Origin of the sequence: Paraferrimonas sedimenticola (assembly GCF_002282855.1) — a bacterium.
Lineage (GTDB): Bacteria > Pseudomonadota > Gammaproteobacteria > Enterobacterales > Shewanellaceae > Paraferrimonas > Paraferrimonas sedimenticola.
This window is the reverse complement of record NZ_NRIR01000008.1, coordinates 30,264-56,148: the sequence shown is the minus strand read 5'-3', so window position 1 is coordinate 56,148 and position 25,885 is coordinate 30,264. Positions and strand designations below refer to the sequence as shown.

Sequence of the window (25,885 nt, the reverse complement as noted above, 5' to 3'; positions counted from 1 at the left end):
GCATGATTTCCAGCAACGCATTAAAGAACGAAATGCTCAACGCCATGGCCATCGACAGCGTGAGTTTGCATGACGGTGATCCCGGCGAAAACGGTACCGACAACGAACTGGCTTCAGCTAGCTACGCTCGCCAGTCTTGCGCCTTTAACGCAGCGGTTAACGGTTCGCGTCAGCTCAGTGCTGATGTGTTGTTCGACTTAGCCAACGGCGATGCAGTCGCATGGATTGGCTACTGGGAAGGCACCACCTTCAAAGGCCGCGTCGATGTTACTGACGCGAACATGACAGCAGACGGTCAAGCAATCCTGCAAGCCGCTAACACTGCATTGAATTTATAAGGGGTCACTGATGGCTTTGTTATTTATGGATGGCTTTGATCATTACGATACCAGCGCCAGCAACGTTTCAGCGCAAATGCTCGGCAGTGGTGATTACGTTTCATCATCTGGCATGGAGCGCACCAGTGAAACCGCCTACGGTGATGGTCTGGGCAGCGCATTAGTCTTTAACGACGACTCAAGCTACTGGCAGACTAAAAGCCTGCCGATTGCCGGTAATCGCGTGATCATCGGTTTTCACGTTCGCCGCACTTCTCAACAATCCTCGAACAACGCTACCGCGTGGCAACGTCTTGTAGGGATTAACAATCACTTTAATCTCAGCATGAACATGAGCAAGCCCAATCGCGTGTATGCCAAGCGCGGCAGTTTTAACTACCAAGGCATTGAGCTCGGTGGAGCAGGTGATTATTTCACGCTCGAGCAAAACGTGACTCACCACATTGTTTGTATTGTGGACCAGTCCACTAGCGCCACCGGTCGCGTGCAAGTCTACAAGGACGGCATCAAGGTTATTGACATTCAAAACGTCGCCACCGTATCGGCGCACAATGCAAACGTGAATATCATTGCCGGTCAGGTGCAATCCAGTAACTACTGGGAAAGGCTGGCCTATGACAATCTCTTTGTGATGGATGGCGGTGGTGCCGAGAATAACGATTACCCTGGCATTCTTCGCGTACTGCCTTTGCTGCCTAATGGTGATGACGCCATTGCTGCAGGCGCCACCGCGCTTAATGGTGGCTCTCACTTTGAAGAAGTGGACGATGAATTTCTCAACGGTGCCGATAGCACCTACACATCAACCGCCACTGCAGGCGATCAGAACCTGTATGACGTTCCGGTCGCCTCAACGCTTTGGGCTGACGCGGACCAGGTGATCGCGCTTCAGGTGAAGCAGAACGTCGGCACCAACGCGCCAACCAATAGTGAGATAGCGGCTGTCATCAACGACGGCACAAATACGGCTCAAGGTGATACGCACACCGCAACGACCGTCGCTCACAAACTCTTCTCTCACATCTTTGACGCTGCACCGGATGGTGGTGCGTGGGACTTAGCTACGCTAGACGCGCTCAAAGTCGGCCACAAGCACATCAGCAGCAGTTAAGGGGGAAATTATGGCACTTTTATTTATGGACGGGCTGGATGATTACTCTGGCAGTTCCGCCACCGCAACAACGCAAATGCTCAATAGCGGCAAATGGACGAGCGTGTTTAGCAATCAAGACGTAACGGCGCTTGGTGCTGGCGCGATAGGTAGTGCTTTCCGGCTTGTTTCTTGTCAAACCCAAAAAATGACCATGAGCGGCAATAAATTGATTATCAATTGCTGGCTTAAACGAACTGGCCACGATCTTTCAATCTCAACCGCCCATTATCAGCGCATTTTTGAGGTGTGGAACGGCGCGGATACCCCACTGATTACTCTAGCTACAGATTTTGCTGACGTTGCGGTGAGAGAGTTTAAGTTTTCGTTGGGGGCAATGGATGATGGTAATCCGAAACTTAACACTAACCCCATAGCGCTAGTGATTGATGAAATTGATCACTACTGCTTTGAGATTGAATTAGCGACCACGGCGACAGGATCGATAAAGGTCTACCGTAACGGCGTAGTGATAGACGATACCAGTGGCATCATCACTGCCGACGCAGCGCTTGACGGTCAAGTTTCGGTACGCTGGGGCGGCTACTCAAACAGTAGTTATTCCGACAGTGTTGACTTTGATCATCTCGCCATCATGGACGGCAGCGGCAGCAAGCATAACGGCTATGCTGGGGTGCTTCGTGTGGTGCCGCTCTACCCCAACAGCGACGACACCATTGCCGCCAGCTCCACCGCGTCAAGCGGCGGTTTGCATCATGACGATGTGGACGATACCACTTGGGATTTAACGCCTAGTACGCATGTGGAAATTGCCACCGTGGGCCACGAAAACCTGTATGGACTTGAGGACGGTTCAACCGCATGGACCGACGCGGGTACTGTGCTAGCGGTTGAGATTTGCCAATCGGTTGCCGGTGAGGTGCCGTTGACCACCAACGTCCAAAGTCTCATTCACGACGGCACCAATACGGATTATTCACCAAACTTTGAAACCACCGTGGCGGATTACAACATTCACTCGCACATCTTTGTCGACGCACCGGATGGTGGGGATTGGGATCTGACCGAGCTGGATGGCTTACGCATTGGTCACAAGCTAGTGAGTAGCGTCTAATGGCTGCAAAAACTGGCCAGATAAGCGCCTATGCGCTGATTGAGGACAAGGGCAGTTTCCCCACAACTGATGGATCGCGTTTTGGTCAAATTTCTGCTTACGCCCTTGTGGAGACTAGCGAGCGACCACCAACGACTGATGGATCGCGTTTTGGTCAAATTTCTGCTTACGCCCTGATTGCCGAAGATGGCACCGAACCGATGCAAAGTACCAACATTGATACATCAAAGCTATCGGCTTACGCGCTCGTTAAAGACGTTAATACGCCGGTACCGCCACCGAATGTGGACACATCAAAGCTATCGCCTTATGCGCTCATTCGTGACGTAAATACGCCAGCGCCACCGCTAGAGGTCGCCACTTCCAAACTGTCGGCTTACGCCTTGGTGGAGTATTTCAACGGTATCAAGTTTGGCGCAGATTCTAGCTTCAATCTTCAATCGGTCACTGACCTTTCTCTTCGCTTGTTCCTGAGTGCGCAAGCCAATCTTTCGTTAAACGCCAGCGCGGAGATCGCCAGCTATGACGGTTGGGAGTTCCCATTGTTTGTATTCAATGAAACCGAAACCATTGAGGAAATCGAATTAACCTTCGATAAGGCTGGACGCCCCATTATTTTCTATCGCATCGGCTACAACACTCTGAAGCTGTATTGGTACAGCCCGGACGATGCCGCGTTCGTGACTCAGCCACTGGGCTTAGGTCGCAACATTCTGGCAGGCTTTGATTTACTGGATGACGCACACAACGGCGATGCGATGCTGTTCTACGTTCGCCAGGGCAAAGCCTACATGCGAGCCTTGCATGAGAACTTTGAGATTGAGCGCCCACTACCGATTGAGTTGGGTGGCTTGGTATTGAAGCACACAGGCCAACGCACGGATAACCGTTTCCAGCTGGCTTACGAAGCGCTAGTGGAAGATTCGCTGGCGCCAGTCTTACCGCCACCAACAACGCCGCCGCCAGTCGTAGTGGAGCCGCCAACGCAACCACCTGTGATTGACGGTCCTGATGTGGTGCAACCGGTTGGCCCTGCTGGTGCGGGTACCGTCTTTAATGGCGTGAACACCTATGGCACCTATCCCGTATTTAGCAACGCTTCTGGCAGCGTTCGCATTCGTGCATGGTTTGGCGAATTGACCAACCCGCAAGACTGGCTACACCTGATTGCCGACAGTGCAACGGGCTACAGCGTGCGCGTGAAGTCTGCTGATGTGCAGTATCAAAGTGCAGCTGGTGGTTATCCCGGCATCTATGGGCAGCTGGACGTTGAGAACACTCGCTTCTTAGAAATCCTAATAGGCGATGGCCAACTGACCTTAAGCGATGGCACAACCACAACCGCTACCTTTGACTTTACGAACGTGGACCCTGCAACCCTAGTGTTCGACCGCGCATACTGGCGCAACGGCTACTTTGAAGGCATCTTGCAGGCGCTCAGCATTGAAGACTTGGGCGGCAGTGCGCTACCGATGTATTACACCGCGCAGGGCTTTGAAGGCTTGTTCCCGTTCTTAGGTGTGACGCTAACCGACTTCACTACGATGACGGTTCACAATGCAACGCACGTTCTACCGGACGATCCGATTGTGCCGCCGATTACCCCGGAGCCAACACCTGATCCCGACCCTGATCCAACGCCTGATCCAACTGACCCACCGCCGACACCTGGGCCTGCTGTGATTGACTTGACCCAAGCGCAAGTGCAAAGCCAAGCGGATTGGGATGCGGCGTTTGCTGATTTGTATCCGGGCGCTCGCCCGTACACCACCGGTACCAACGGCGATGACACTGGCGATTTTGTATGGCGTGGCTCTATTTGGATTCGTGCTTACTTGGCGATGGCCGAAACCTTCAACGATTACAAGTATCTCGATTGGGCGGTTGAGCTGTGCGATCACATGCTTTACTACACCGATAAGCGACGCCAAGCGCGTGGCGAAATCAATGTGCTAACCGATGGCTACGGCTCGGCACCGAAATACTTCCTAAACAACCGAGGCATTGCCGCACCAGGCTGGCGCTTGCCTTACGTGAAAGACGGCTATAACTGGCGCATTCAAGTGCTGCAAGACGGTCGCAACCTAAGCAGCATCATGTTGGTAGTGGACTTCATTAAGAGCCGTGGAATTAGCGGTTTTGATGCCAAGATTGCAGGCTACTTAGCGGACGCGAAGGAAATCATTGATAGTCACGATACAGACTACTCAGAAACCAAGCAGCCAACGGTTGCCGGTTCGTTCTACTACCCGCACGTTGGCAATGACCTAGTGACTGACAACGGGCTTTACTCGCGCCCATTGCCGCAGAACCACAACCTAAACATGGCTCACGCGATGATGCTGTGCAGTAAGTGGGATGGCGGCGCAACGGATTACATGCCTCGCGTGCATAAGCTCTATCAATTCTTTGAAGATACGGTGGAGTACAGCGGCAAGTACGCCCGATCGCGCTATCAGCATCACGTATCTGACCCAAGCACCACTTATGAGGATTTGAACCACGGCGATACCAATATCGAATTCCTGCTGGCGTATCAGCAAGACGGTGGCAATCCTGATAACCAGCTGATGACGGCGCTGGCCAACAACCTTACCGAAGTGATGTTCTTAAACCCGCGCTACAGTGAGTTTGTCGATGGTTCAGGTATATCGAGCAGTGACGAGCAAGTTTGTGCGGCGTGGCACTGGATTCACTTGCAAGCTTGGGATGACCGAGTGGTCGATCAGGCGTTCACCATGATGCAGGACGTCGCGCCAACACTGAGCTGGCACGGTACCTATTTAGCCTGGGCCAACTTGTTGCGCTATGGCTTGGGCTCGATTCCAGTACCGGAGCCTGATCCGGTTCCAGACCCAGACCCAGACCCAACGCCGGACCCAGACCCAGATCCAACACCGGACCCTGATCCAGACCAGCCGCCGAAAGACGAAGACCCGATCATTGTGCAGCCGGTAGAGCCACCACCGCAGCCAGTAGAAGGCTATTGGGCTTACCAGCTGACCGGTTACGCCAGTGGTTTGCAGGCACCTTCGCAAATGATTGCCTCACCAAAAACCTCGCGTTGGTCGGTGAGTTTCTGGCTGGACCGTATTTCGTTCAACAAGCCAACCATTTCACTGTTTAGTCAGTGCTCGAACGAGAACGAAGGTTCGACCGGCGCAGGCATGTTTATCGAAGTTACCGGTCCGAACTACGACATTTTGCGAGTGTGCTTAGGCGGACACGTAAATGAAATCAAGATGATTACCCCGCTGCGTGAAGGCTTTTGGGAATTCTCCCTAATTCACACTTGGGGTACGCGCATCAACATCAATCACAACAACTTAAGCGCTCCGCTCATTCCTTCGCAGTCTTACGGTGTCACCGTGGGCAGCTCGAACGATGTGGGCAAGTTTATGTTTGGTGCAACCACCGCCGCGAACGGCAACCGCATCAACAGCCTGCGCGGCATCATGCGTGGCTGTAAGCTCGAGCTGATTGACGATGCAACCGAGTACAACTGGCTGATGACCAACAAAGATAGCGGTCATCTGCAAATCGCATTGGACGCGAGCCAAATGGAAATCTTCAAAAGCGACCTCCTGATTCTGGATTACCGAGAACAGAACTGGGAGTTCTTACCACTACCCGGCTCAGGCGGAATAGCAATATGAACACTGTAAACGACTCTTCTCTGCAACCGGCCTTAATCGAAAAGGCAAAGGACCAGGTATTAACGCCGGTTTATTCGCCGGTGCCTGGTAACACCATTCAACCGATCCAAAAGGACAGTTTGCTATCGGCTACCGGTGCGCCTTCTACTGGGCAGAATTACACCGCTCAACCGTTGACCCCGACCTACCAGACGCAATACCCGACGATTAAAGAGCCGGGCCTTGTGACGCAGCCGGGCGGACCTTCGGATCAGTTTCAGCCGGCCCCACAACCGGGCGAGCAATCCGACCCGAGTGCGCCACCGACTCCCGGTACCGTGATCCCACCATTAACAGCAGCGCCACCGCCAGCCACTCAAGCCGGTGTGCCGGATGCCGTGATGCCTGATGTGCCGCAAGGTCAGCTACCCAGTGCGCCACAAGTGCAAGTAAACCCTGCCGGTGGTGAATTCACCAAAGAAGGTTACGCAGGCCAAACGCTTGCCCCGCAAGGCGAGTACAACCCGAACGATGCTTCGATGGTGGCGAATCAAATGGAAGGCATTCTGAATGCCGACAGCCCTTTAATGCAGCGAGCCGCCGCACTGGCCAATCAATACGCCGCTAGTCGTGGGCTGCAATCCAGCTCTATTGCCACTTCAGCCGCGCTTGGCTCGATGTTAGACCGTGCTTTGCCGATTGCACAGCAAGACGCACAAACGCACGCCCAGGCGCAGCAGCTTGGCTGGCAGCAAGCTTATGATGCCGAGAAAACCAATCAAGCGATGGCACACGATGCGAGCATGGCGGATAAGAACGCCAACTATCAGTTTGAAACCCTCATGCAGCAGGCCGATATTCAGCGCGAACGCGATGCCCTGGCACAACAATACCAACTGCAAGGCATGGATCATCAAGCCGCACTGCAAGCCAGTCGCGATGCGATTTTGCAAAAGTACGGTTTGGATTCGGCGCAGTTCAACGCACAACTGCAAGCCAAGCGCGACGAGCAGCTGCAGCAGTACGGCATTACAAACATGGAGCTCAGCGCGGATCTGCAACAGCAACGCGATGCCATTTTGCAGAACTACCAGAAAGAGCTTTCAACCCTGCAAAACGATCAACGCTGGCGCGAGCTCAACGCGCAGATTCAAGCGGATATGGAAAAACAGCTGCGTGGCATGGACCACGATATGCGCATTCAGTACACCAACGCGCAAGCCTCTGCCGTCAACCAAGCGCTTGAAGCGATGGGTTTGGCATTGAACAACCCGAACATGACGCCGGAGCAGCAAAAAGCAGCCGTCGAAATGATCCGCAACCAACTGGCCGAACACTCGAACATGCTATCGACCTTGTACGGTATTGGCGGTACCCCGTACCCGCCAGCGCCTGACGATAGCGGCGGTCGTGATGGTACCGAAATGCCGGGGGTATTCCCGCCTGACTATGCAACGCCAGGTGGTCCGTCCGATGGCAGTGGCGGTTCCTTTGGTCCAACTCGAGCGGAGCCTTAATTCATGATCCGACTGGCCACACACAACGACATTGATGCCATCTTAGCGATTGGCGAAGCCACCTTAGCGGAATCGCCTTCATACCCTGTGGAGTTTAGCGACAAGAAAGCTCGCTACATGGTGCGCCGTGCGATTTCCGATAGAACCATGGACTGCTTTGTTGCTGAAGTTAACGGTCAGGTGGTTGGATTTTTGATTGCTCTTTGGGAAGAGCATTTCTTTTCTAAAGACGCTTACGCCACCGATATGGCGTTTTGTGTTTCGCCCAAGCATGGCGACCAAGCCGTTTGGCTATTGCGTCGCTTCATCCGTTGGGCATCCCAGTTTCCGAAAGTGAAAACCCTGATGCTAGGGGTTAGCTCAGGCCACACCGACGCAGCGCGGATTGGTCAGCTTTATGAACGTCACGGCTTCCAAGCAATTGGCGGGCTGTACTCAAAATCTGTCTAGGAGTTCCTTATGAGTGCTGTAAAGAAAGCCGTTAAGAAGGTATGGAACGGCGCCAAGAAAGTGGTCAAGAAAGTGTGGAAGGCTGTTAAGCCGGTGGTGAAAGTCGCCGCTGTCGCTGCAGCTGTGTATTTTGGTGGAGCAGCATTGATCGGCGCTATGTCGGCGGGAGGTACAGCCGCTGGCGGCATTGCTAGTGCCTGGACCGGCGTGAAGTCTGCCGGTACCGCGCTCATGGCTGGTAACTTCTCTGGTGCAGGCTCAGCGCTTGCCGGTGGTTGGTCTGGTGCCGCTGGTGGTGCCGCTGCAACAACCGCAACCCAAGGCGCTGTCGGTGCCGGTGTTTGGGGTAATGCTGCGCCTGCCGCGACTGCCACCAAAACTGCCGCGACAACTGCCGCCACTAGCTTGCCTGCCACTCAAGGCCCAACGCTCATGATTGATGCAGCCGCGTCGAATGCTGCCGCCAATGGTGTAACCGGTTCTGCCGTGGGTAACGTCGCTGCAGACGCAGCCACCAAAACTGCCGCAGACGCCGCCGCTAATGCTGCCGTGAATACCGCGCCAGCCGCTGCCGGTATGTCAGCCGGTGAAGGTCTATTGTGGTCCGCTGGTATTAACGCCGGTTCGCAGCTGGTAGGCAACGCCATCCAAGGTTATGCCGCCGATAAAGAGGCGGAAGAAGCTCGCAAGCGCATGACTTACTACGGCGTGGACGGTGAAGGCAATCGCGTGGATTTAAACCTTTCCGGGCTACTGAATACCGTTCCCCTAAGCCCGATGACGCAGCTGCCAAACGCTGCCGATCGTTACGGTGCTTGGAATCCTCAAGTCTCCATGGATGACCTAGCTAAGAAACTGGGAGGCAAGTAATGGATAAGCCAATGCAATCGCAAGGCGAAGAGCAGTTAACCGCCAAAGAAGAAGAGCAGCTAACACAAGCGTTCAAAGTCGCCACGGTGATCATTCACGGCGAAGGTGAAACCGGTGATCGCGTTGCCGCCCTGGTACTTGAGAATCAAGACCTAACCAAAGGCTTGGGCAATGCGGTGGCTACCGTGCTCATGGGTACGCTCAAAGAGTTTCCAATAGCCGACGATCTTCACTTGCTGTTAGGTACCGAAATTCTGATGGAGCTTACTGATTTGGCCATTGAAGCCGGTGCTATGTCGGAAGACGAGCTAACCGAAGATTTTATTGATCAGGTGGTATCGCACGCCTTTAGTGCTTACCTGACGATGAAAGAGCAAACCGGCGAGCTCAACCCTCAAGAACTGCAAGCCATGGTGCAAGAAGCGGAAGCCGAAGGTCGCAATTTAGGATTGCTATCAGACGCGCCCGAGCAGGCACCGCCGGCCCAACCTAACCAAGCCCAAGGGCTATTGAACAAACTGCAAGGTGGAGGTGCGTAATGTCTCTTTTGTATGGCATCGGCAAAGGTATTGCGGACGCGGGTAAAGCTGCCGCTCATGGCTTGTCGCAATACGCCCTAATGATTAACCAGAACGAGCAAAACCGACTGCGTGAGGCGAGTATCGAACGCCGCTGGAAAGCCGCTCAGAAAGCCCAAGAAGCACGCGACCGCGTTAATGATCGTCGTTACCAGGAGTCGGAAGACGCCAAGGAGCGCCGTCATAAAGAAAACCGCGAAGACCGCAGCACCAACTACGCTCGCCAAGACCGCAACACTCAGCTGAACTACATTCACAGCGCTTTCGCTCGCGTGGGGCAAGAACAATCCTTGTTGGCTAAATCGTTGACCGCGAACTTTACCGATCCGGTGACTGGCCAAATTACCGATGTGGCGGGGTACCAAGCGGCAGTGAAGGACTTGCAAGCGAACACTCAAACCGCTTATCAAACCATCATCGACCAATCCGGTTTGGATAACGAGACACTGGGTAAATACGGGCTGCTGGCCATGGTTGGCCAACCGACCGAGCAAACCGTTACCGCAGATCCGGAACCCACACCGGAGCCAACGCTAACCGCTCAGTTCGACTATGACGCTTATTTGAAACAACTTCAGGAGGAAGAGCCTGAACAAGCAATCACAGTCGATACCCACAAGGTCAATTTCACGACTCGAGGCGCAGCGCCTTACAACCCGTTAAAGCGCTAATCACTCCCCTTTCTACAGAACCGGCTTAGGCCGGTTTTTTCTTGGAGCAAGTTCATGGCTTATATCAAATTCGATCCCAGCCAATACGCCCCTAAAGGCAACCCAGTAGCAACCAATGAGCAAGGTCGCGTTGGTGACTTTATCGACGCGTTTCAAGCCGGTGCGCAAACCGGTTTAGGCGGGGTATTTGATTTCGTTGGCGCTAATGCCGTCGCTGAGTCGTTCTATAAATGGGCGCAAGACAATCATGCCGAAATGTCACAGAGCGGTCAGGAAGCGCTCAGCAAGACGTTGGTTAACTGGAATGATGACGGCAGTGTAAGCCTTGGCGAAGGTCTAACGGATTTCGATACGTGGTTATTGAACTTCGCTCAACTGGGTGGGCAACTGGCTTCAACCGCAATCCCCGGCGCTGGTGCGGCAGGACTGTTAGCGAAAACCGCTAAACTTGGCGGGAAACTGAAAAAGGCCAATAACGTCGCTGGCTACGCTTTGCCAGGTGGTGCATCCGGCACCGGCTTGCAGATGGCCGAGGCTCGCCAAGAAGTCTTAGAGTTGCCGGATCAGATATTGGCCGAATCCAAGCGCTTTGGTGAATTGGTAGCTAAACAGCACGCCGACAGCCCCGAGCTCAGTGCGAAAGAAAAATGGGATGCTGCAAAATCCGAATTGGCGGAGCAAGTGGCAGACGAAGTTCGTGCCGATCCCAAAGTCCTATTGGCCAACTTTGCAGCCTCTGCTATCGGTGATCCGATACTGGGTAAAGCGCTATTGGGTATGCGTATCGCCAAGAACGGCGTCATGAAAAGCGCAGCAACCGGTTTTATTACCGAAGGTACAACCGAAGCCGCGCAAGCGGGGATTTCAAAGTATGGCGTTAACCAAGCGCTGCAACCGTTTGATGGCCGCGAGCTGGATGCTGGTGTTGCGAACGCTGCCGTGAATGAAGGGATCTTAGGTGGCGCCTTTGGTGGTACCGTTGGTGGCATTGGTGGCATCGCCAACCGCAACCCACAACCCAACGAAACCAAGAACCCAGCTGCAGATAAAATTCGTCAAGACAACGAGCCACTGGCCGCGTCGATGGACGCGAACACGGAGCAAGAGGCGAAGCGCCAAGCAGACGTTGAATCGGCACAAGCGACCGCCAGAAACTTCGATGACTACGAGCAACCCGCTGCCGCTCGCAAAGCCGGTTTTGATACCGCCACTGGTGCTGGTCAGTTCGGTGACGACTTATTGGATCAAGACAGTCAGCGTGCCGATAAGCGCAAGCCTATGCCGTATGAGCAAGAAGGCGAGTTCATTCCCGCAGGCGAGAACCTCCAAGCTGGTGGCGCTGGTTTACTGGCTAGCCCATACATCGACAGCGAAGCGTCAATAGTTCCCGAGCCGCAACAGCCTGCCGCACTGCCTCAACGTGAGCAGCCGAAAGCCATTCCCGATAAAGGTGTGGTGTTTGCCCAGGATAAATTCAAAGCCGAGCGCGAAGCGTTGGCTCAGGCTCAAAAGGACGAGCGCCAAGCTCGCAAGAAAGCCAAACGCAAACTCAATATGATGGTGCGCAAGCGTCAAATGGAATTGGCAGACGCGCCTAAGCAGCTGGTCGATAAAGGCATCATCTTCTTAGGTAACGCGCAAGGCAAACCGTTTGCCAGTGCCAAAGCCGCCAAAGCCGCTAAGCCGTTTAAGGACGCGCAAAAAGACAACCTTTCACCAACCGTGCAGCCGGTCGAAGGTGGGCATGCGATTGCGATTAAACCGGTAACTGAAGCCGGTCGCGATAAGGTATACACCCCAAGCAATCAACTGATTGACGTTGAGTATCGACTGATTGAAGGCGACGACCTTGTAACCAGTAACTTTATTGATGGTCGAATCAACCCTGCCTATCCTGCCGAACGTCAGCCGCGTGACCGTACTCGCTCGGCAAGTCTGCAGCAAATGAAGCAGATTTCTCGCAACCCCAATCCCAACCGCCTAGTAAACTCCCCGGAGAGTGATCGCGGTGCGCCAATTGTCGATGGCAACATTGTTGAATCTGGTAATGGTCGTGCTGCCGGTTTGGTTGAAGCCTACCGCCAAGGTACCGCCAAGCAATACCGCGCTTACCTTGAGCAGCACGCCGAAGAGTTTGGCCTAACCCCTGAGCAAATCGCCGGGATGCGTCAGCCTATTTTGGTGCGCCAGCGTATGACGGAGCTGGACCAGGAAGGCATTCGCAAGTTCACCAAAGACTCGAACGAATCGGCTAGCCTGGGCCTATCCCCAATGGAGCAGGCGAGCATTGATGCGCAGTCACTGGATGGCGAAACCCTAAGCCTCTTAAGCGTGCCGGATAACGGCAACATTCTAAGCCCGGATAACCAAGCCTTTGTGCGTGCGTTCGTGCGTAACCTACCGGAAGCGGAGCAGGGCGCATTCACCCAAAAAGACGGCAAGGCCAATCGTGATTTAGCCACTCGCATTGAGCGTGCGGTATTCGCGAAAGCCTTTGGCTCGGACAAGCTGTTAGAGCTTGCCAGCGAAACCGTTACCGTGGATCTGAAGAACATCATTAACAGCCTCGCAAACGTCAGTGGCAAAATGGCCCAGCTGCGTGAGCTTAATAGTGAAGTGGGTAATGAACTATCCGGAATCTTCGCTGAAGCCACTGAGCTGGTGTTCAAATCGCGCCGTGAAGGTAAAGCCTTAGACGAGCTATTAAGCCAAGGCGATATGATGAATGGCTATGTCTCGAAGGAAGTGGAAACGCTAGCTCGAGCCATCGACCGCAATCTGCGAAGCGGCAAGAAAATGACTACACTGTTTGATGGGCTTATCGGCAGTTTAATCAAGGCGTCGAGCCCGGACGGTCGCCTATTTGGCGACGATGCACTTACCCCAGCTCAAGCCATTGCCTATGTCGAACAAGACCAGAACCAGCAAGAACAATCGCAACCTAAGCCCGGCGGAGATTTTTTCGGCGCTAATCCAGAACGACTCCCCAAGAGCAAGGAAGGCGAAGGCGATAGCGTTTCAACAGATGATGGTGAGCGCGGAGCTGGAAGTGATACGCAAACACGGCAGCGACAAGAGCAAGTAACCCAAGCTGAAGGTACCGCTAGCGTTGGTATGATGGGCCAACTACCTGAAAGCTTTAAATCCGTTCAACTCCCCGATGTTTCTAATCTAACCTTTGAAGAATTCCGTCGCGATATTGAAGCGCAGTTAGGTTATCCCGCTGATAGCGTTAAACAGTACCTGGATACCGATGGCAAGCGACAGCCGTTGGCTGCGTTGTACGATGCGGAAATCAGCAAGCTCGCCCCTGAAATGATTGCCGCTCGCGTGAAAGTGGCAAACCCTTATCAGTTCAGCCCGTTCAATGACGACGTTACCGATCAGGCAAAAGATGCAATGGATCTTGCGCTTCGAGCTGGACGCGACGACGCGACTGCCTGGCAAGCGTTTATTGATGCTGGCGAGACTATTAGTAGCCCCCAAGGGCAAACTCAGAGTAAAGTAGACGCTCTTGAAGGGAGTGAGCCCACTGAAGGCATGAGCAGCAGCGACAACAAGGGTACGCCAACCCGCCGTATTTATTACCCTGGCAATAAAAACGAATACTACGACGTAGCAAACGCCGATGCTATGCCGATCCGTGCTATCCGCGCCAAGCTCAAAAATAACACCTTCCCCAATCTTGAAATTCGATTTGTCGATTCGCCTAAATTCGGTGCCGTCTTTGAGGTGTTTAATACCGCAATCGACGTTGACGAGAACGCCATGGTGTTTACCGTGCTCGATGGTGAAGTTGTGGAAATGGACGCTCGCCCACAAATCAGCGGCAACCCGCCGCCGTGGTGGTCGCCGGTTGTTTCTGCTAACACGCATGCGCAACGCCAGTTCCTTCAGCAAGTCGTGGGTCATACCGTGCCGGTCGTAAACCCTGACACTCACCCTGAGCCACAAGAGGAAATCATTCGACTGAAGCGCGAAGCTGGCTACTACACGCCCGATGGCGTGACGTTTTGGCCAACGCTGGAAACGCGCCGCGCTAAAGGCATGCCGATTGACGAAGAGCCGGCCCCAACGCCCGAGAAGCCAAGCGATAGCGAAGTGGCAAAATACGAGGCTGAATTGGCTCAGTCGCTGTACCGCCACACCGACAGCCTGGTGACTGATGGACGTTTGGATTCTGCAAAGGTTGATGATGCGATAGCGAAGACTGAAGATGACACTCAGTTAAGCGACGGAGCCTACGACTACTGGCAGAATGCAGACAATTATTTAGCTGTGATCCGCGTGCGCCTGAACGATGCTGATACTCAAGCGGTGCTGGATTCTATCAATGGCCAGCCTTACGCCAAAGACATTGCTGCGCTCGGTCCTGAGCACACCAAGCCTGCCGCTGATAAAGGCTATATGTTTATCACGCAGCGAAATCAGTCGGCCCGAATTGTTGAGCCAAACATCAAAAAACCATTCTTTGTAGCGCATGCCGAGCTAATGGAAGAGCTTTGGGATCTACCTGCATTTGATGACCTAAAGGCACAAGGTTTTGATGCGGTGATTGCACCAGGCATCAACTATAACCACGTTGCTCTGATTGATTGGAAACCCGTTCGTGGTGTCCCGGATTCTGATACTGCCCCGGAGACAAACCCGCCCCCAAAGCCGAACGCTAACCAACCCTCGCCTAAGATTGAAGACTTTGGCGAGATACTTCCCCGCGCCCGTAAACACCTGGCATCCCTAACTTCCGCCTTGAATTCCGACATTGATTTGATGGCCGAACCGCTATCAAAGTCGTTCCCTCAACCGGATTATAAGAAGTTGCAGGAAGGTGGAATGGCGCCTGAGTTGTTAGCGGTATTGGCGCATACTCGCGCAGCAATCCCCGCTAAGCCTCGCATGCCTCATAAAGTCGCCCGTTGGGTGAAGCAAGTGGAAACCGCTCGCGATTTCGCCAAGTTGATTACTGACGGCGTTCTAACCGTGGACCAGGTAAGCGAACGCATGCGTGAAACCAAAGCCTTTAGCGCAATGCCGGATCTTTTTGCGCTGGCCAATGAGTTGACCCCCGACCAAATTAAGACGCTTGGTGAGTATTCGATCCTTGCTGAAGAAGGCAAGTTGATCAAAGGGCTTGGCGATGACGCAAAAGAGTACACCAACTGGTTTAAGGTGCAGCACAAGGACTACCGTAAAACCCAAGTCTTCGGAGAGCTGGACGGCGCTTTAAGTTACATCAAAGACCAGCTCGGAAAACCCGACAGTAAGCAGCCAGTGAAGTTCTCTGTCGGTCGCTTCCGTGGGGATAAGACTTTTAGCATCTTCAGAAAAATCTCTGCCGGCAACTACATGATCTTGGGTACCGATTTTGCCAACGGACTAGAGGCGAAGAACTATCTCGATGCCAACTACGATGCCGTGCTTGCCAAGTACAAGAACAAAACCCAAAAGCCTCCGATGCGTCGAACGGATAACTCCCCGCGTATCGGTGAAGACTATCGCGGTGGCGAGAACGTTACCCCTGAGCAGTTCGGCAACACCTTTGGTTTTAGAGGTGTGCAGTTTGGTAATTGGGTCGAGAACGACAAGCGACAGCAAGATCTCAATGAGGCTTACGATAGCCTGTTAGATTTGGCGGAGATTCTGGATCTGCCACCGCTCGCGCTATCGCTTAATGGCCAACTCGGCTTAGCGTTCGGCGCTCGAGGTCGAGGCGGTAAAAACCCGGCAAGCGCTCATTATGAGCCTGACCTGGTTGTTATCAATCTGACCAAAAAGAAAGGCGCTGGCTCATTGGCGCACGAATGGTTTCACGCGCTAGACAATCACTTTGGTAATCGCGATGGCGGAAGAGATCCGTTCATCACTCGCGTTGCGCGACCAGTGTATAAGCACGACGTTGAAAGCGGAAAGGTGGTTAAAACCACGCCAGAAGATTTCAATATCCGCCTTGCTACCTACGAAGCGTTTCATGGGATCATTGATGCTATCCGCAGCACCGATATGCCAAAGCGCAGTAACACGCTAGATAAGCGCAAGTCTAAGCCTTATTGGGGAACCAATATCGAAATGGCGGCTCGCGCTTTTGAAACGTATATAATTAACAAGGCAGCAGCGAAGGGCTATAGCAACGACTTTTTGGCCAATGTTATTTCAGAGACTGAAGCCGAAGAGCTTAAGAAGATGCTCGATGACTACGAGTACCCTTATCCGTTAGCAAGCGAAATGCCGGTGATTTCTGATGCCTTTGATGGCTTATTTGAAACACTGGAAGTTGAGCAAACTGATGGTGGGTTCTTACTGAATGAGGCGATGCCAGATTATGACGGAAAAGCGAGCGACCTACCGAGTGGGGAACTTAACGAGAATATTCCCAACCAACAAGAATTCGACTTTCACCCCGCCGCCGAAGTATCACAGCAAACGGCAAGACGAGACTACACAGAAAACTTTAATACCCTTTACGCCCAAAGAGAAGTCGGGCAACTAAACATCGGGATTGAGCAAGTAACTGGGCCGCAAGACGCGGCCCATATTTTTGCCCCGCTGCGAAAACGCGCTCAAGAAAACTTCTTCATTCTTGTACTGGACAAAGACCGTAAACCTATCAGGTTAATTCGCCATTCTATCGGTCGTCGCGATGGCGCCTCAGTGGACATATCATTAGTCGCTGGCGCCATTGCCGATACACCGAACGCCGCTAGTTACTACCTGAGTCACAATCATCCTTCAGGAAATACCCAACATTCTGAAGCGGACTTAGTGGTTACTCAAAAAATAGTGAGGGCGACTGAAGGGATTGGCATTGACTATGACGGTCATGTGGTGCTCGGGTACAACGGTGAGGCGCGATTCTTTACCGACCGCTATAACATGGACGTAATTAAAGCAACGCCAGCTATCCGCAATAAGCGCGTTGCTATCACCGAAACCAGACTGCAAAAGCGCACGCTTACGGATCAGTTCAGTGTCACTACTTCTATAGGCGCAAGAGGCGTAGCAGATCGAGTTAAGGCTGACCATGCGCTTATCCTGCTCAATACGGCACACAACGTTATTGGCTCGATCAGCTTTGAAGCGGACAAGGCGAAGAATCTCAAAGGCGAGGAACGTGCCAAGCGGATCTTGGCTGCAACCTATCGAGCGAACGCCACTGCAGTCATCGTTAAATCCAGCGATGAAGAGGTGGCGAAAAACCTGTTAGGACTGATTAACAGTCAAAGCGACTATCGCGTCATAGACTGGATTAATAGCGACACCGGATGGGCATCTTCAGAGAATGGCGAGCAAGGCATGTGGAACAAGGAATGGCATTCTCAAGCCAAGACTTCTTCACCAGCTCCTAGCTTCAGCTTCAACCTAAAACAACGAGCGCTCAACAAAAAAATGCGCATGGCCCAGGAAGCGATTGAGATCATCACTCGAAAGTTAGGCGGCTCACTTGCTGGCATTCGCATTGAGGTCATTCCCACTCAGGCTGAGTACAACATGATGGCCGGGCGACCGGCTCACTACAACAAAAGCTATGTAACCTTTGGCGCTTACAACCCTGAGATTCAAACAGCGGGGATCATTGCTGAGAATATTAAAAGCGTTGATGCTGCAGTGCGAACCTTAGCGCACGAAGTTATCGCCCACGGTGGGCTGCGCAATGTCATCAAGCCGGAAGACTATAAGAAATTCATTGATGACATTTTGAAGACACGCGATGACCCGGCCTTTGCTGGCGACTGGAAGCGCATTCGCCACGACTACGGGCGACGCAGTGAAGAAGTTCAGGCCGAAGAGTTGTTTGCTCGGTTTGTGCAATACAAGCCAGAAAACGGCAAGCGCAATATTTGGTGGCGCCGGTTGACCAATGCCATTCGTCGCTTGCTCGAGTCGATGGGGTTAATACCCAAAAAAGATACAGCGTTCATGGACGATATGTTGAACTCTATCGTGATGGGTTTTAAGTCGAATGACAGTTCGATAAACCCTGATGGTTCAGATCCTTCCTCTGTTCGATACTCCCGAACAAATCGGGATAGTGAACAAGACTCTGTGCTTTACAGTCAAGAGCGGACTGACACCCGAACCGCCAAAGAAAAGCTTGGTTTAGGTGAAGAAGCAAGTCAGTCACTTAGCGAGAAGATCCGCGAAATCCTCACCGGCACCGCCGACAAGCTGAAAAGCGATTCGTTCTGGAACCGGGTTGATGAAGGTGTGTTCGATGCCTTGGTGGGGATTAAGAACGCCGAGGAAGCGGCTGGCGTCAACGACCTGAACAAGATGGGTTATGTGTCAGCGCGTCTTGCCTCTGGTGTGTCGGATATTCTGCATGGCATGTTCAACTTCGGGGTACCCGAGTGGCGCGACGGCGTGATTCAATTCAAAGAAGGTACCACCGGGCTTTTGGATACCCTGGGCCAACTCTCCCAAGAAGACTTAAACAACTGGTTAGCTTGGATGGGCGCTAAACGTGCCGAGCGATTAATGGAGCAAGGTCGTGAAAACAACCTGACTCAAGATGACATTAACGAGTTGCTAGACATTCCTGCCGAGAAAGAAGCTTTGTTCGAGGCGGTGCGCAAGGAATACAACCAGCACAACTCCGCCACGTTGGACATTGCCCAGGAAGCCGGTCTGATTAGCGAAGAGCAACGCAGTGGATTCGATGAAGAATACTACGTGCCGTTTTTCCGTGAAGAAGGTGATACAGAAATGGACCAGATTGCCGACTGGATTGCCGCGCCATTTTCTAAGAAAGGCATTGCTAGCCAGTCTGCTCAGATCCGCGAACTGAAAGGCGGTACCCGCTCAACCAAAGACTTGCTGGAAAACATTCTGCGCCGTCAATCAACCTTGCTTGATGCGGCACTGAAGAACAACGCCATGCGCGAAGTGGTGACGAACCTAAAAGGTACCGATTTCCTTTCCAACGAATCGCTGCGCTTTAAGCCAGTGATTGTGCCAAAGGCTCAAATCATCCAGCGCGTTAAGCAAAGCGTGGAGGAAGCCGAGCATTGGGCGCACCTGATGGCTGCGAACGGCGATCACGAAATGGCGATGCTGATTGAGCAAGAAGCCTACGAACAAGGCGACAGTCGCAGTGGCGCGTTAGCTGATGCGGTGATCGAAAAACTCGATGACTTGCCCAAGCAAGGTTATGAGCAACTATTCGCGCTCACGCCACCGAAGGATAAGGATATTGTTTCAGTGCGCATTGATGGCAAACCGCAATACTTCCGCGTGCATGATCCTGCGCTACTGCGCGGCCTAGTGGCTGTTACCGATACGGCTAACCAGGCAATCCTCAATCGTGTCGGTCGAGCTGCTAAGCGATTCTTAACCACTGGCGTTACACTCTCCCCGGACTTCATGCTGCGTAACTTTATCCGTGATGCGGTGCATGCGTGGATGATCAACAAGGATGGCTTTGAGTTCGGCAAGGATTCAATGAAAGGGCTTAAGCAAGCCTTTGCCGAGGATGACGACTATAAGGCGCTTATCTTCTCTGGTGCGGCGTTCCAAGGTGGCTACATTCATGCCGCCGATCCGGAAGCTGCAGCCCAACAGATCCGACGCAACCTATCTAAGCGCGGCATGGGCAAACAAGAGATCGAGAATTACATGAGCTCGTTGCTCACCAAGTCAGGACAGGTGATTGAGAAGTACCGAGGCTGGTCCGACAAAATTGAGAACGCCAACCGTCTTTCTACCTACAAATCGGCGCGAGAAGCTGGCAAATCGGTACGAGAAGCCGCGTTCGAGTCTAAAGACCTTATGGACTACAGCCGCAAGGGTAACTGGGCGCTAATCGGCACTATGGTCGATTTCCTTCCTTTCTTTAACGCTCGCCTGCAAGGTCTATCCAAGTTGGTTCGCGCTGCGAAAGCTGGGGAAAAAGACAAGGTACTAAAAGTGCTGTCGGCTAACCTGGCAATGAAAGGCTTAAAGGTGATGGCGTTCAGCCTTGCTTTGGCTGCAATCAATGACGATGACGAACGTTACCAGGCATTGCCAAACTGGGATAAGGATGCGAACTGGCACTTCTTCTTCGGTGATGAACACTGGCGCTTGCCTAAGCCGTTCGAGCTGGGGATTATCTTTGGCACCATGCCTGAGCGTTTATTTGCGCTGGGCAGTGGCTCGCAATCGGGCAAGGATACCGCCAACTCAATCCAGCATGCCTTTATGTCAACGCTAGCAATCAACCCGGTACCGCAATTGGTTCTGCCGTTCGTTGAGGTCGTTGCCAATAAGAGCTTTTTCCGTGATGCGCCAATTGAAGGGATGGGCGACCGGAACAAGCTACCAAGCGAACGCTATAACGCTTACACCAGCGACACGGTTAAAGCACTAGGCGGAGCCACTGGCCTATCGCCAAAACAGGTTGAACACCTGATTAAAGGCTATACCGGTACGCTCGGATCATACGCTTTGATGTTGTCAGACATTGTTGCGCGTCAGCTGCTCGGCATTACTAAGCCGGCCCAGGGCATCGAACGCTTGCCATTAGTCCGCACGCTCTACCAAGGCAGCGGGGTACCGTCGAGCACGATGCAACAAAGCGCTTTCTATGATGCGCTCAATATCGCGAACGAGGCTGCTGGCAGCTACAAGAGTGCGATGATGACTGGCAACCATGAGCGAGCGATGGAAGTCATGGAAGCGCATCGCGAAGAGATAGGCGCACGCCAAGCATTGAATCGAATCCAACGCCAACTATCGGTCCTGAACAAACAGGCTGAGTTAGTGCGGCGTGGGAACTATTCAAGTGAGGAAATGCGTCAACGTCTGGATCGTATCAACGAGCGCAAGAATGCGATTTACCAACAAGCCTATTTGAAATTCCGAATCGGCCAGTGGTAATCGCCAAGCAAAAAAAACGGGGGCTTAATAGCCCCCGAGTGTTTGCCCAATTCTCTTTATCCTTCTAGTTTGTGATCGCCCCTCTCCTTGGCAATCCCTTCTGCGACGCGTTTATCTATTTCGCGCCCCATGTAATGCTTTACACCTAACACAGATAACCATACCAAAGTGACTATCCCCCCGGCAACTGCACCTACTAAGGCTTGACTCAATAGTTGCGATGCACCGTCTAAAGGTGCGCCAAGCTCTTTAGCTCTTAGGAAAGTTTGGTAAGAGGATATGGCTTTAAAGATAACCATGATCCACCAAGCCATTAGTAAGCCGCGAAAAATTGTCATGCCATCCTCCTTAATGCTCACCAGTTAAAAATAGTCGCGATTGCGCCAAACGCAATACCGGCCAATCCGATGAACCAGAAAAGATCCTCCTGACGTTTGCGCCAGCTGGCGCTGCCTGCTTCGACTGCCAACCACAATCCAAATGCGACCAGTGGCACCCCAAACATCCATCCAATCTTAGTACCAACCGCGAGTGCAGCGATCACAAAAACGAGCATCAGAATAATCGTCATAGCACAGCCTTTTTGATTTAACTTCGTTTAGTGTGGATAATCGCTTGCGAGTCTCAAGGCTGCTTGCCACTTCTTTCACTAAATACGCCTCTGCATATCTAGCCAGCTCAGCTGGATTAGGCTATTCTTGCGTCTGATTTGTGTACCAACGTGTGTACCAAACACTGTTTCTTTCTTTCATAAGAAGCCGTAAGTAGCTGAATAAGTTAAACAATTAAGCCGCTGCGATGATTCTAGTGCATAATCACCCGTCCGGACTGGCCGAGCCGAGTCAGGCCGACCGTGGCATCACAGATCGCCTAGTCCGAGCGCTAGGTAGCATCGACGTAAGAGTGCTGGATCACTTGGTAGTGGGTCAGCAGCAGGTTGTTTCGTTTGCGGAACGAGGTTGGATTTAAACCACCGATTGCTTGATCTTTAATTTTAGATGCTGTATAAAATGCGCCCTCTTTATGTGCCTCGGGCGACGGCCATACGAGGTACATTAAATGCTCGAGCGTTAGATTATTTTTTGGAGAGACTTACATGTCTAAAGTATGCCAAGTAACTGGCAAGCGTCCTGTAACCGGTAACAACCGTTCACACGCTAACAACGCGACCAAGCGTCGCTTTTTGCCAAACCTACAAAACCACCGTTTTTGGGTTGAAGGCGAAAAACGTTTTGTTAAGCTGCGCGTTTCTACCAAGGGTATGCGTATCATTGATAAGAAGGGTATCGAAGTAGTTCTAGCTGAACTGCGTGCCCGCGGTGAAAAGGTTTAAGGGGTAACTCATGGCTAAATCAGGTGTTCGCGAAAAGATCAAATTGGTTTCATCTGCCAAAACTGGTCACTTCTACACGACTGACAAAAACAAGCGCACTATGCCTGAGAAAATGGAGATCAAAAAGTTTGATCCTGTTGTTCGCAAGCATGTGATGTACAAGGAATCAAAAATCAAGTAATTGGTTTTTAATCCTTTCGAAAAAAGCTCCCTTGGGAGCTTTTTTTGTGCCTGCCAGAAAGTGATTGAGCATGTGGCAAACAAAAACGGCTCGCACTGGCGAGCCGCTTGTCGGATTAGGCCTGAGCGGCTGCCTTACGCGCTTTGCGTTTGCGCCTAGCATGGCGAATTAAATCCCAGGTAAAGATAGCCAAAGCACTCCAAATAAAGGCGAAGGTAATGATTTTCTCGTCGGTCAGCGGTTCGCCATACAAACCCACAGCGAGCACAAACATCAGACTCGGGCCTATGTATTGAATAAAGCCCACCATATACAGCGGAATACGACTGGCTGCGGCGGCGAAACACAACAGGGGTAGGGTAGTAACCACGCCTGCAGCAAGTAGCAACAGATTTAGCTCAGTGGTGTTGGTCATCAAGTTGGCCGACGGCGAGTCAGTGAACCACACCCAATAAGCCAGAGCAAAAGGCATCAATACCGCGGTTTCCGATAGCAAGCCGGTTGAGGCATCGACCGGTAGCTTTTTACGCAGCAGGCCGTAAATCCCAAATGTGCCTGCTAGTGCCAACGCCACATAGGGAATGTTACCGTGGCTTATCAGTGGAATAGCCACACCTGTTGCAGCCACCGCTACGGCTAGCAGTTGCGGTTTACGCAGACGCTCGCCAAGAAACAGTACCCCAAGCAGCACGTTGAGCAGAGGGTTGATGTAGTAACCCAAGGAAGCTTCGAGTAGATAGTCGTTATTGATTGCCCAGATGAATATCAGCCAGTTGGCGGCGATAACCACAGAGGTAAAACACAGCACCATGAGGTTTTTCGGTTGTTTGGCGAGTGCTCTGACGCGACCAAAATTACGCTGTAGAGCAACGATGGCAATCACCAGCCAGAACGACCAAATAACCCGGTGCATCAGAATTTCGTCGGCTGGGACTTGGCCGAGTTGCTTAAAGTAAATCGGGGCGATGCCCCACATCACGTAGGCGGCGATGGCGAACAGAATGCCTTGCCGCTGGGAGTTTTGCATATCAATCAGTGCGGTTAGTTTGCAGGCCGACATTGTACGCCTCGATAGGGCGAACACCAATTCCTTTATTAGACAATGTACTAGCTTTGTTTCAGCAAAAATCTGCCAAAAACCCACCAAAGGAACTACAGACAAGCACGTTGCAAGCCGATAGAATAAGCCGCATTCTGCCAACACAAGCCACCTTGAAAGGACTCATGAGCGAAACCGCCCTCGACATTCCACCGCAAGTCTCCAGCCCAGAACAGGTGTTGGCGCAGGTGTTCGGTTACCGCGAGTTTCGCCCTGGCCAGCGCGAGGTAATCCAAACCGCGCTCGATGGCCACGACAGTCTGGTGATCATGCCCACCGGTGGCGGTAAAAGTGTTTGCTATCAGATTCCAGCCTTATTGCTACCAGGGCTGACCTTAGTGGTGTCGCCGCTCATCAGTTTGATGAAAGATCAGGTCGACTCGCTGGTGGAATCTGGCGTTGCCGCCGATTACATCAACTCCACGCGCTCCCGCGAGCAAGTGCTAGATATATTTAGCCGCATTCGCCGCGGTGAGTTAAAGCTGTTGTACGTCTCGCCCGAGCGTTTACTTGCGGGCACTTTTTTAGAGCGAGTGCGTGAATCTCAGGTGAGCTTTGTGGCAGTGGATGAAGCGCATTGTATTAGCCAATGGGGTCACGATTTTCGCCCTGACTACGCAGCCCTTGGGCGTTTGCGCGCCTGTTTGCCCGGGGTGCCTATGATGGCGCTAACCGCCACCGCGGATAAGGCCACTCGTCATGACATAGTCCAGCGCTTGCAGTTGCAACACCCCTTTGAGCAAGTTTCTAGCTTTGACCGCCCTAACATTCGCTACACAGTCGCTGAAAAACTTCAGCCTATGCAGCAGCTTAAGCGCTTCTTGTCGCTACAAAAGGGCAATAGCGGCATCATCTATTGCGGTAGTCGTCGCAACGTTGAGCGAGTGGCTGATGCTCTGTTAGTAGCCGGCTACAAAGCGGCGGCTTATCACGCGGGTCTGGAGCAAGACACTCGCGCCAGTGTGCAAGAGCGCTTTTTGTGCGATGAGCTCGATATTGTGGTGGCCACCGTCGCCTTTGGCATGGGCATTAACAAGTCTAACGTGCGCTTTGTGGTGCACTACGACCTGCCAAAGAGCATCGAGTCCTACTATCAAGAAGTGGGCCGTGCCGGTCGTGATGGGCTTGAGTCGGAAGCTCTGCTGCTATTTGACCCAGCGGATGAAGGACGAGTGCGCAGCCTGTTAAGCTCAGGCTCCACCAACGAAGAGCAACTTAGGGTTGAGCTTCACAAGCTTCACAGCGTGGCCGAGTTTGCCGCCGGTATTACCTGTCGTCGCCAAGTACTGCTGAATTACTTTGACGAGCCGAGCCACAAGCCGTGCGGCAACTGCGACATATGCCTAAACCCGCCCACCCGTTTCGACGGATTAGAGGCAGCACAGAAAGTGTTGTCCTGCGTGTATCGCCTCAAACAAGGCTTTGGAGTTGGCCATACGGTCGAAGTGCTGATGGGCACTCGCAATCAAGCCATTGCCGAGCGCGGACACGACAAACTATCGACGTTCGCCATTGGACAGCGCTTCAGTCACGACTATTGGTACAGTGTGACTCGTCAGTTGATTCACTTGGGCTTTTTAAGCCAAGACATCACTCGCGGCTCAGCGCTTAGCCTTAACGCCGCTGCTCGCACTGTGCTTAAGGGCGAACAAGCTTTGGAGTTAGCCGAGCCTCGTCTGATTGCCAACAGTCGCCTTAAGGGCAAGACGCCGCCTAAGAACTACGACCGCTTGTTGTTCAATCGCTTGCGCGGTTTACGCAAGAGCTTGGCCGACGAGCATGGGGTACCGCCTTACGTGGTGTTCTCCGATGCCAGTCTGGTCGAAATGGCCCAAAAGACGCCAACACAGGAATACGAGTTCTTGGATATCTCAGGCGTGGGCCAAACCAAGTTAGAGCGCTACGGTGCCGACTTTATGGCGGAAATCGAGTCCTACCTGGCACAACGAGACGCCTAACTTCTACTAACAAATCCGCAATCTTGATGGATTTTCAATGTCTAGCTTGGGCTAAAGGGTTGACACCTTGGCAGCTTTGGGCGATTGTTTGCAGCAGGCACTAATACCGAAATCACTGAACTTTCAAACAGAGAGCGGTTAAACAAAACAATGGCAACCCAAGTTTCACTACTAAAGCT

16 protein-coding genes and 1 pseudogene are annotated in these 25,885 nt (G+C 52.6%); 14 read left to right on the top strand and 3 right to left on the bottom strand.

Going from position 1 to position 25,885, the window contains the following annotated elements:
- The first annotated feature begins 2 nt into the window (after positions 1 to 2).
- The 10 genes from CLC93_RS14005 to CLC93_RS13960 are packed head-to-tail and all read left to right on the top strand — an operon-like array spanning position 3 to position 21,135.
- Positions 3 to 338: a phage tail fiber protein gene (locus tag CLC93_RS14005; RefSeq protein WP_095506609.1), complete on the top strand. Its 336-nt coding sequence runs from the start codon at positions 3 to 5 to the stop codon at positions 336 to 338.
- Between the two features lie 10 nt (positions 339 to 348).
- Positions 349 to 1,449, top strand: a complete 1,101-nt coding sequence (locus tag CLC93_RS14000) for a hypothetical protein (protein ID WP_095506608.1) — start codon at positions 349 to 351, stop codon at positions 1,447 to 1,449.
- A 10-nt stretch (positions 1,450 to 1,459) separates the two neighbouring features.
- On the top strand, positions 1,460 to 2,563 hold the full coding sequence (locus CLC93_RS13995; protein ID WP_095506607.1) for a hypothetical protein: 1,104 nt from the start codon (positions 1,460 to 1,462) through the stop codon (positions 2,561 to 2,563).
- Positions 2,563 to 6,219 (top strand): hypothetical protein, encoded by a 3,657-nt coding sequence (locus CLC93_RS17805; protein ID WP_211286877.1) that lies wholly within the window; start codon positions 2,563 to 2,565, stop codon positions 6,217 to 6,219. Before CLC93_RS13995 ends, CLC93_RS17805 begins: the two co-directional genes overlap by 1 nt.
- Positions 6,216 to 7,715, top strand: coding sequence for a hypothetical protein (locus tag CLC93_RS13985; RefSeq protein WP_095506606.1), 1,500 nt, complete (start codon positions 6,216 to 6,218; stop codon positions 7,713 to 7,715). The genes CLC93_RS17805 and CLC93_RS13985 overlap by 4 nt, the downstream gene beginning before the upstream one ends.
- 3 nt (positions 7,716 to 7,718) lie before the next feature.
- Positions 7,719 to 8,165 carry a GNAT family N-acetyltransferase gene (locus CLC93_RS13980; RefSeq protein ID WP_095506605.1) on the top strand — a complete coding sequence of 149 codons (447 nt, stop codon included), beginning with the start codon at positions 7,719 to 7,721 and terminating at the stop codon, positions 8,163 to 8,165.
- A 9-nt stretch (positions 8,166 to 8,174) separates the two neighbouring features.
- Complete coding sequence (locus CLC93_RS13975) at positions 8,175 to 9,035, top strand: hypothetical protein (RefSeq protein ID WP_095506604.1); 861 nt, start codon at positions 8,175 to 8,177, stop codon at positions 9,033 to 9,035.
- Positions 9,035 to 9,574: a hypothetical protein gene (locus CLC93_RS13970; protein ID WP_095506603.1), complete on the top strand. Its 540-nt coding sequence runs from the start codon at positions 9,035 to 9,037 to the stop codon at positions 9,572 to 9,574. Before CLC93_RS13975 ends, CLC93_RS13970 begins: the two co-directional genes overlap by 1 nt.
- Positions 9,574 to 10,284, top strand: a complete 711-nt coding sequence (locus tag CLC93_RS13965; RefSeq protein WP_095506602.1) for a hypothetical protein — start codon at positions 9,574 to 9,576, stop codon at positions 10,282 to 10,284. The genes CLC93_RS13970 and CLC93_RS13965 overlap by 1 nt, the downstream gene beginning before the upstream one ends.
- Positions 10,285 to 10,338: 54 nt before the next feature.
- Complete coding sequence (locus tag CLC93_RS13960) at positions 10,339 to 21,135, top strand: LPD38 domain-containing protein (protein ID WP_095506601.1); 10,797 nt, start codon at positions 10,339 to 10,341, stop codon at positions 21,133 to 21,135.
- A 56-nt stretch (positions 21,136 to 21,191) separates the two neighbouring features.
- On the opposite strand, the gene CLC93_RS13955 is transcribed toward CLC93_RS13960, so the two are convergent.
- The gene (locus CLC93_RS13955; protein ID WP_095506600.1) at positions 21,192 to 21,473 is read right to left on the bottom strand and encodes a hypothetical protein; all 282 of its coding nucleotides are present in this window, start codon (positions 21,471 to 21,473) and stop codon (positions 21,192 to 21,194) included.
- A 17-nt stretch (positions 21,474 to 21,490) separates the two neighbouring features.
- Positions 21,491 to 21,706 carry a hypothetical protein gene (locus tag CLC93_RS13950; RefSeq protein ID WP_095506599.1) on the bottom strand — a complete coding sequence of 72 codons (216 nt, stop codon included), beginning with the start codon at positions 21,704 to 21,706 and terminating at the stop codon, positions 21,491 to 21,493.
- A 218-nt stretch (positions 21,707 to 21,924) separates the two neighbouring features.
- Here CLC93_RS13950 and CLC93_RS13945 point away from each other — a divergent pair.
- The 3 genes and pseudogenes from CLC93_RS13945 to rpmG all read left to right on the top strand — a co-directional run.
- Positions 21,925 to 22,104, top strand: a pseudogene (locus CLC93_RS13945) (JAB domain-containing protein); the annotation flags it as partial.
- 127 nt (positions 22,105 to 22,231) lie between these two features.
- Complete coding sequence (gene rpmB / locus CLC93_RS13940; protein WP_095506597.1) at positions 22,232 to 22,468, top strand: 50S ribosomal protein L28; 237 nt, start codon at positions 22,232 to 22,234, stop codon at positions 22,466 to 22,468.
- A 10-nt stretch (positions 22,469 to 22,478) separates the two neighbouring features.
- Positions 22,479 to 22,649: a 50S ribosomal protein L33 gene (gene rpmG / locus CLC93_RS13935; protein WP_095506596.1), complete on the top strand. Its 171-nt coding sequence runs from the start codon at positions 22,479 to 22,481 to the stop codon at positions 22,647 to 22,649.
- A 115-nt stretch (positions 22,650 to 22,764) separates the two neighbouring features.
- Here the strand turns inward: rpmG and rarD are convergent, their stop codons facing one another.
- The gene (rarD, locus tag CLC93_RS13930; protein WP_425439856.1) at positions 22,765 to 23,709 is read right to left on the bottom strand and encodes an EamA family transporter RarD; all 945 of its coding nucleotides are present in this window, start codon (positions 23,707 to 23,709) and stop codon (positions 22,765 to 22,767) included.
- 164 nt (positions 23,710 to 23,873) lie between these two features.
- Between rarD and recQ the strand changes: the two genes are divergently transcribed.
- Positions 23,874 to 25,706, top strand: a complete 1,833-nt coding sequence (recQ, locus tag CLC93_RS13925; protein WP_095506762.1) for a DNA helicase RecQ — start codon at positions 23,874 to 23,876, stop codon at positions 25,704 to 25,706.
- The last annotated feature ends 179 nt before the right edge of the window (positions 25,707 to 25,885 follow it).

Bases quoted from the DNA above. Each gene is read 5' to 3' on its own strand.
- rpmB (WP_095506597.1), top strand. From the start codon at position 22,232: ATGTCTAAAGTATGCCAAGTAACTGGCAAGCGTCCTGTAACCGGTAAC.
- CLC93_RS14000 (WP_095506608.1), top strand. From the start codon at position 349: ATGGCTTTGTTATTTATGGATGGCTTTGATCATTACGATACCAGCGCC.
- recQ (WP_095506762.1), top strand. From the start codon at position 23,874: ATGAGCGAAACCGCCCTCGACATTCCACCGCAAGTCTCCAGCCCAGAA.
- CLC93_RS13985 (WP_095506606.1), top strand. From the start codon at position 6,216: ATGAACACTGTAAACGACTCTTCTCTGCAACCGGCCTTAATCGAAAAG.
- rpmG (WP_095506596.1), top strand. From the start codon at position 22,479: ATGGCTAAATCAGGTGTTCGCGAAAAGATCAAATTGGTTTCATCTGCC.
- CLC93_RS13995 (WP_095506607.1), top strand. From the start codon at position 1,460: ATGGCACTTTTATTTATGGACGGGCTGGATGATTACTCTGGCAGTTCC.
- CLC93_RS14005 (WP_095506609.1), top strand. From the start codon at position 3: ATGATTTCCAGCAACGCATTAAAGAACGAAATGCTCAACGCCATGGCC.
- CLC93_RS13955 (WP_095506600.1), bottom strand. From the start codon at position 21,473: ATGACAATTTTTCGCGGCTTACTAATGGCTTGGTGGATCATGGTTATC.
- CLC93_RS13965 (WP_095506602.1), top strand. From the start codon at position 9,574: ATGTCTCTTTTGTATGGCATCGGCAAAGGTATTGCGGACGCGGGTAAA.
- rarD (WP_425439856.1), bottom strand. From the start codon at position 23,709: ATGTCGGCCTGCAAACTAACCGCACTGATTGATATGCAAAACTCCCAG.
- CLC93_RS13960 (WP_095506601.1), top strand. From the start codon at position 10,339: ATGGCTTATATCAAATTCGATCCCAGCCAATACGCCCCTAAAGGCAAC.
- CLC93_RS13975 (WP_095506604.1), top strand. From the start codon at position 8,175: ATGAGTGCTGTAAAGAAAGCCGTTAAGAAGGTATGGAACGGCGCCAAG.
- CLC93_RS17805 (WP_211286877.1), top strand. From the start codon at position 2,563: ATGGCTGCAAAAACTGGCCAGATAAGCGCCTATGCGCTGATTGAGGAC.
- CLC93_RS13950 (WP_095506599.1), bottom strand. From the start codon at position 21,706: ATGACGATTATTCTGATGCTCGTTTTTGTGATCGCTGCACTCGCGGTT.
- CLC93_RS13980 (WP_095506605.1), top strand. From the start codon at position 7,719: ATGATCCGACTGGCCACACACAACGACATTGATGCCATCTTAGCGATT.
- CLC93_RS13970 (WP_095506603.1), top strand. From the start codon at position 9,035: ATGGATAAGCCAATGCAATCGCAAGGCGAAGAGCAGTTAACCGCCAAA.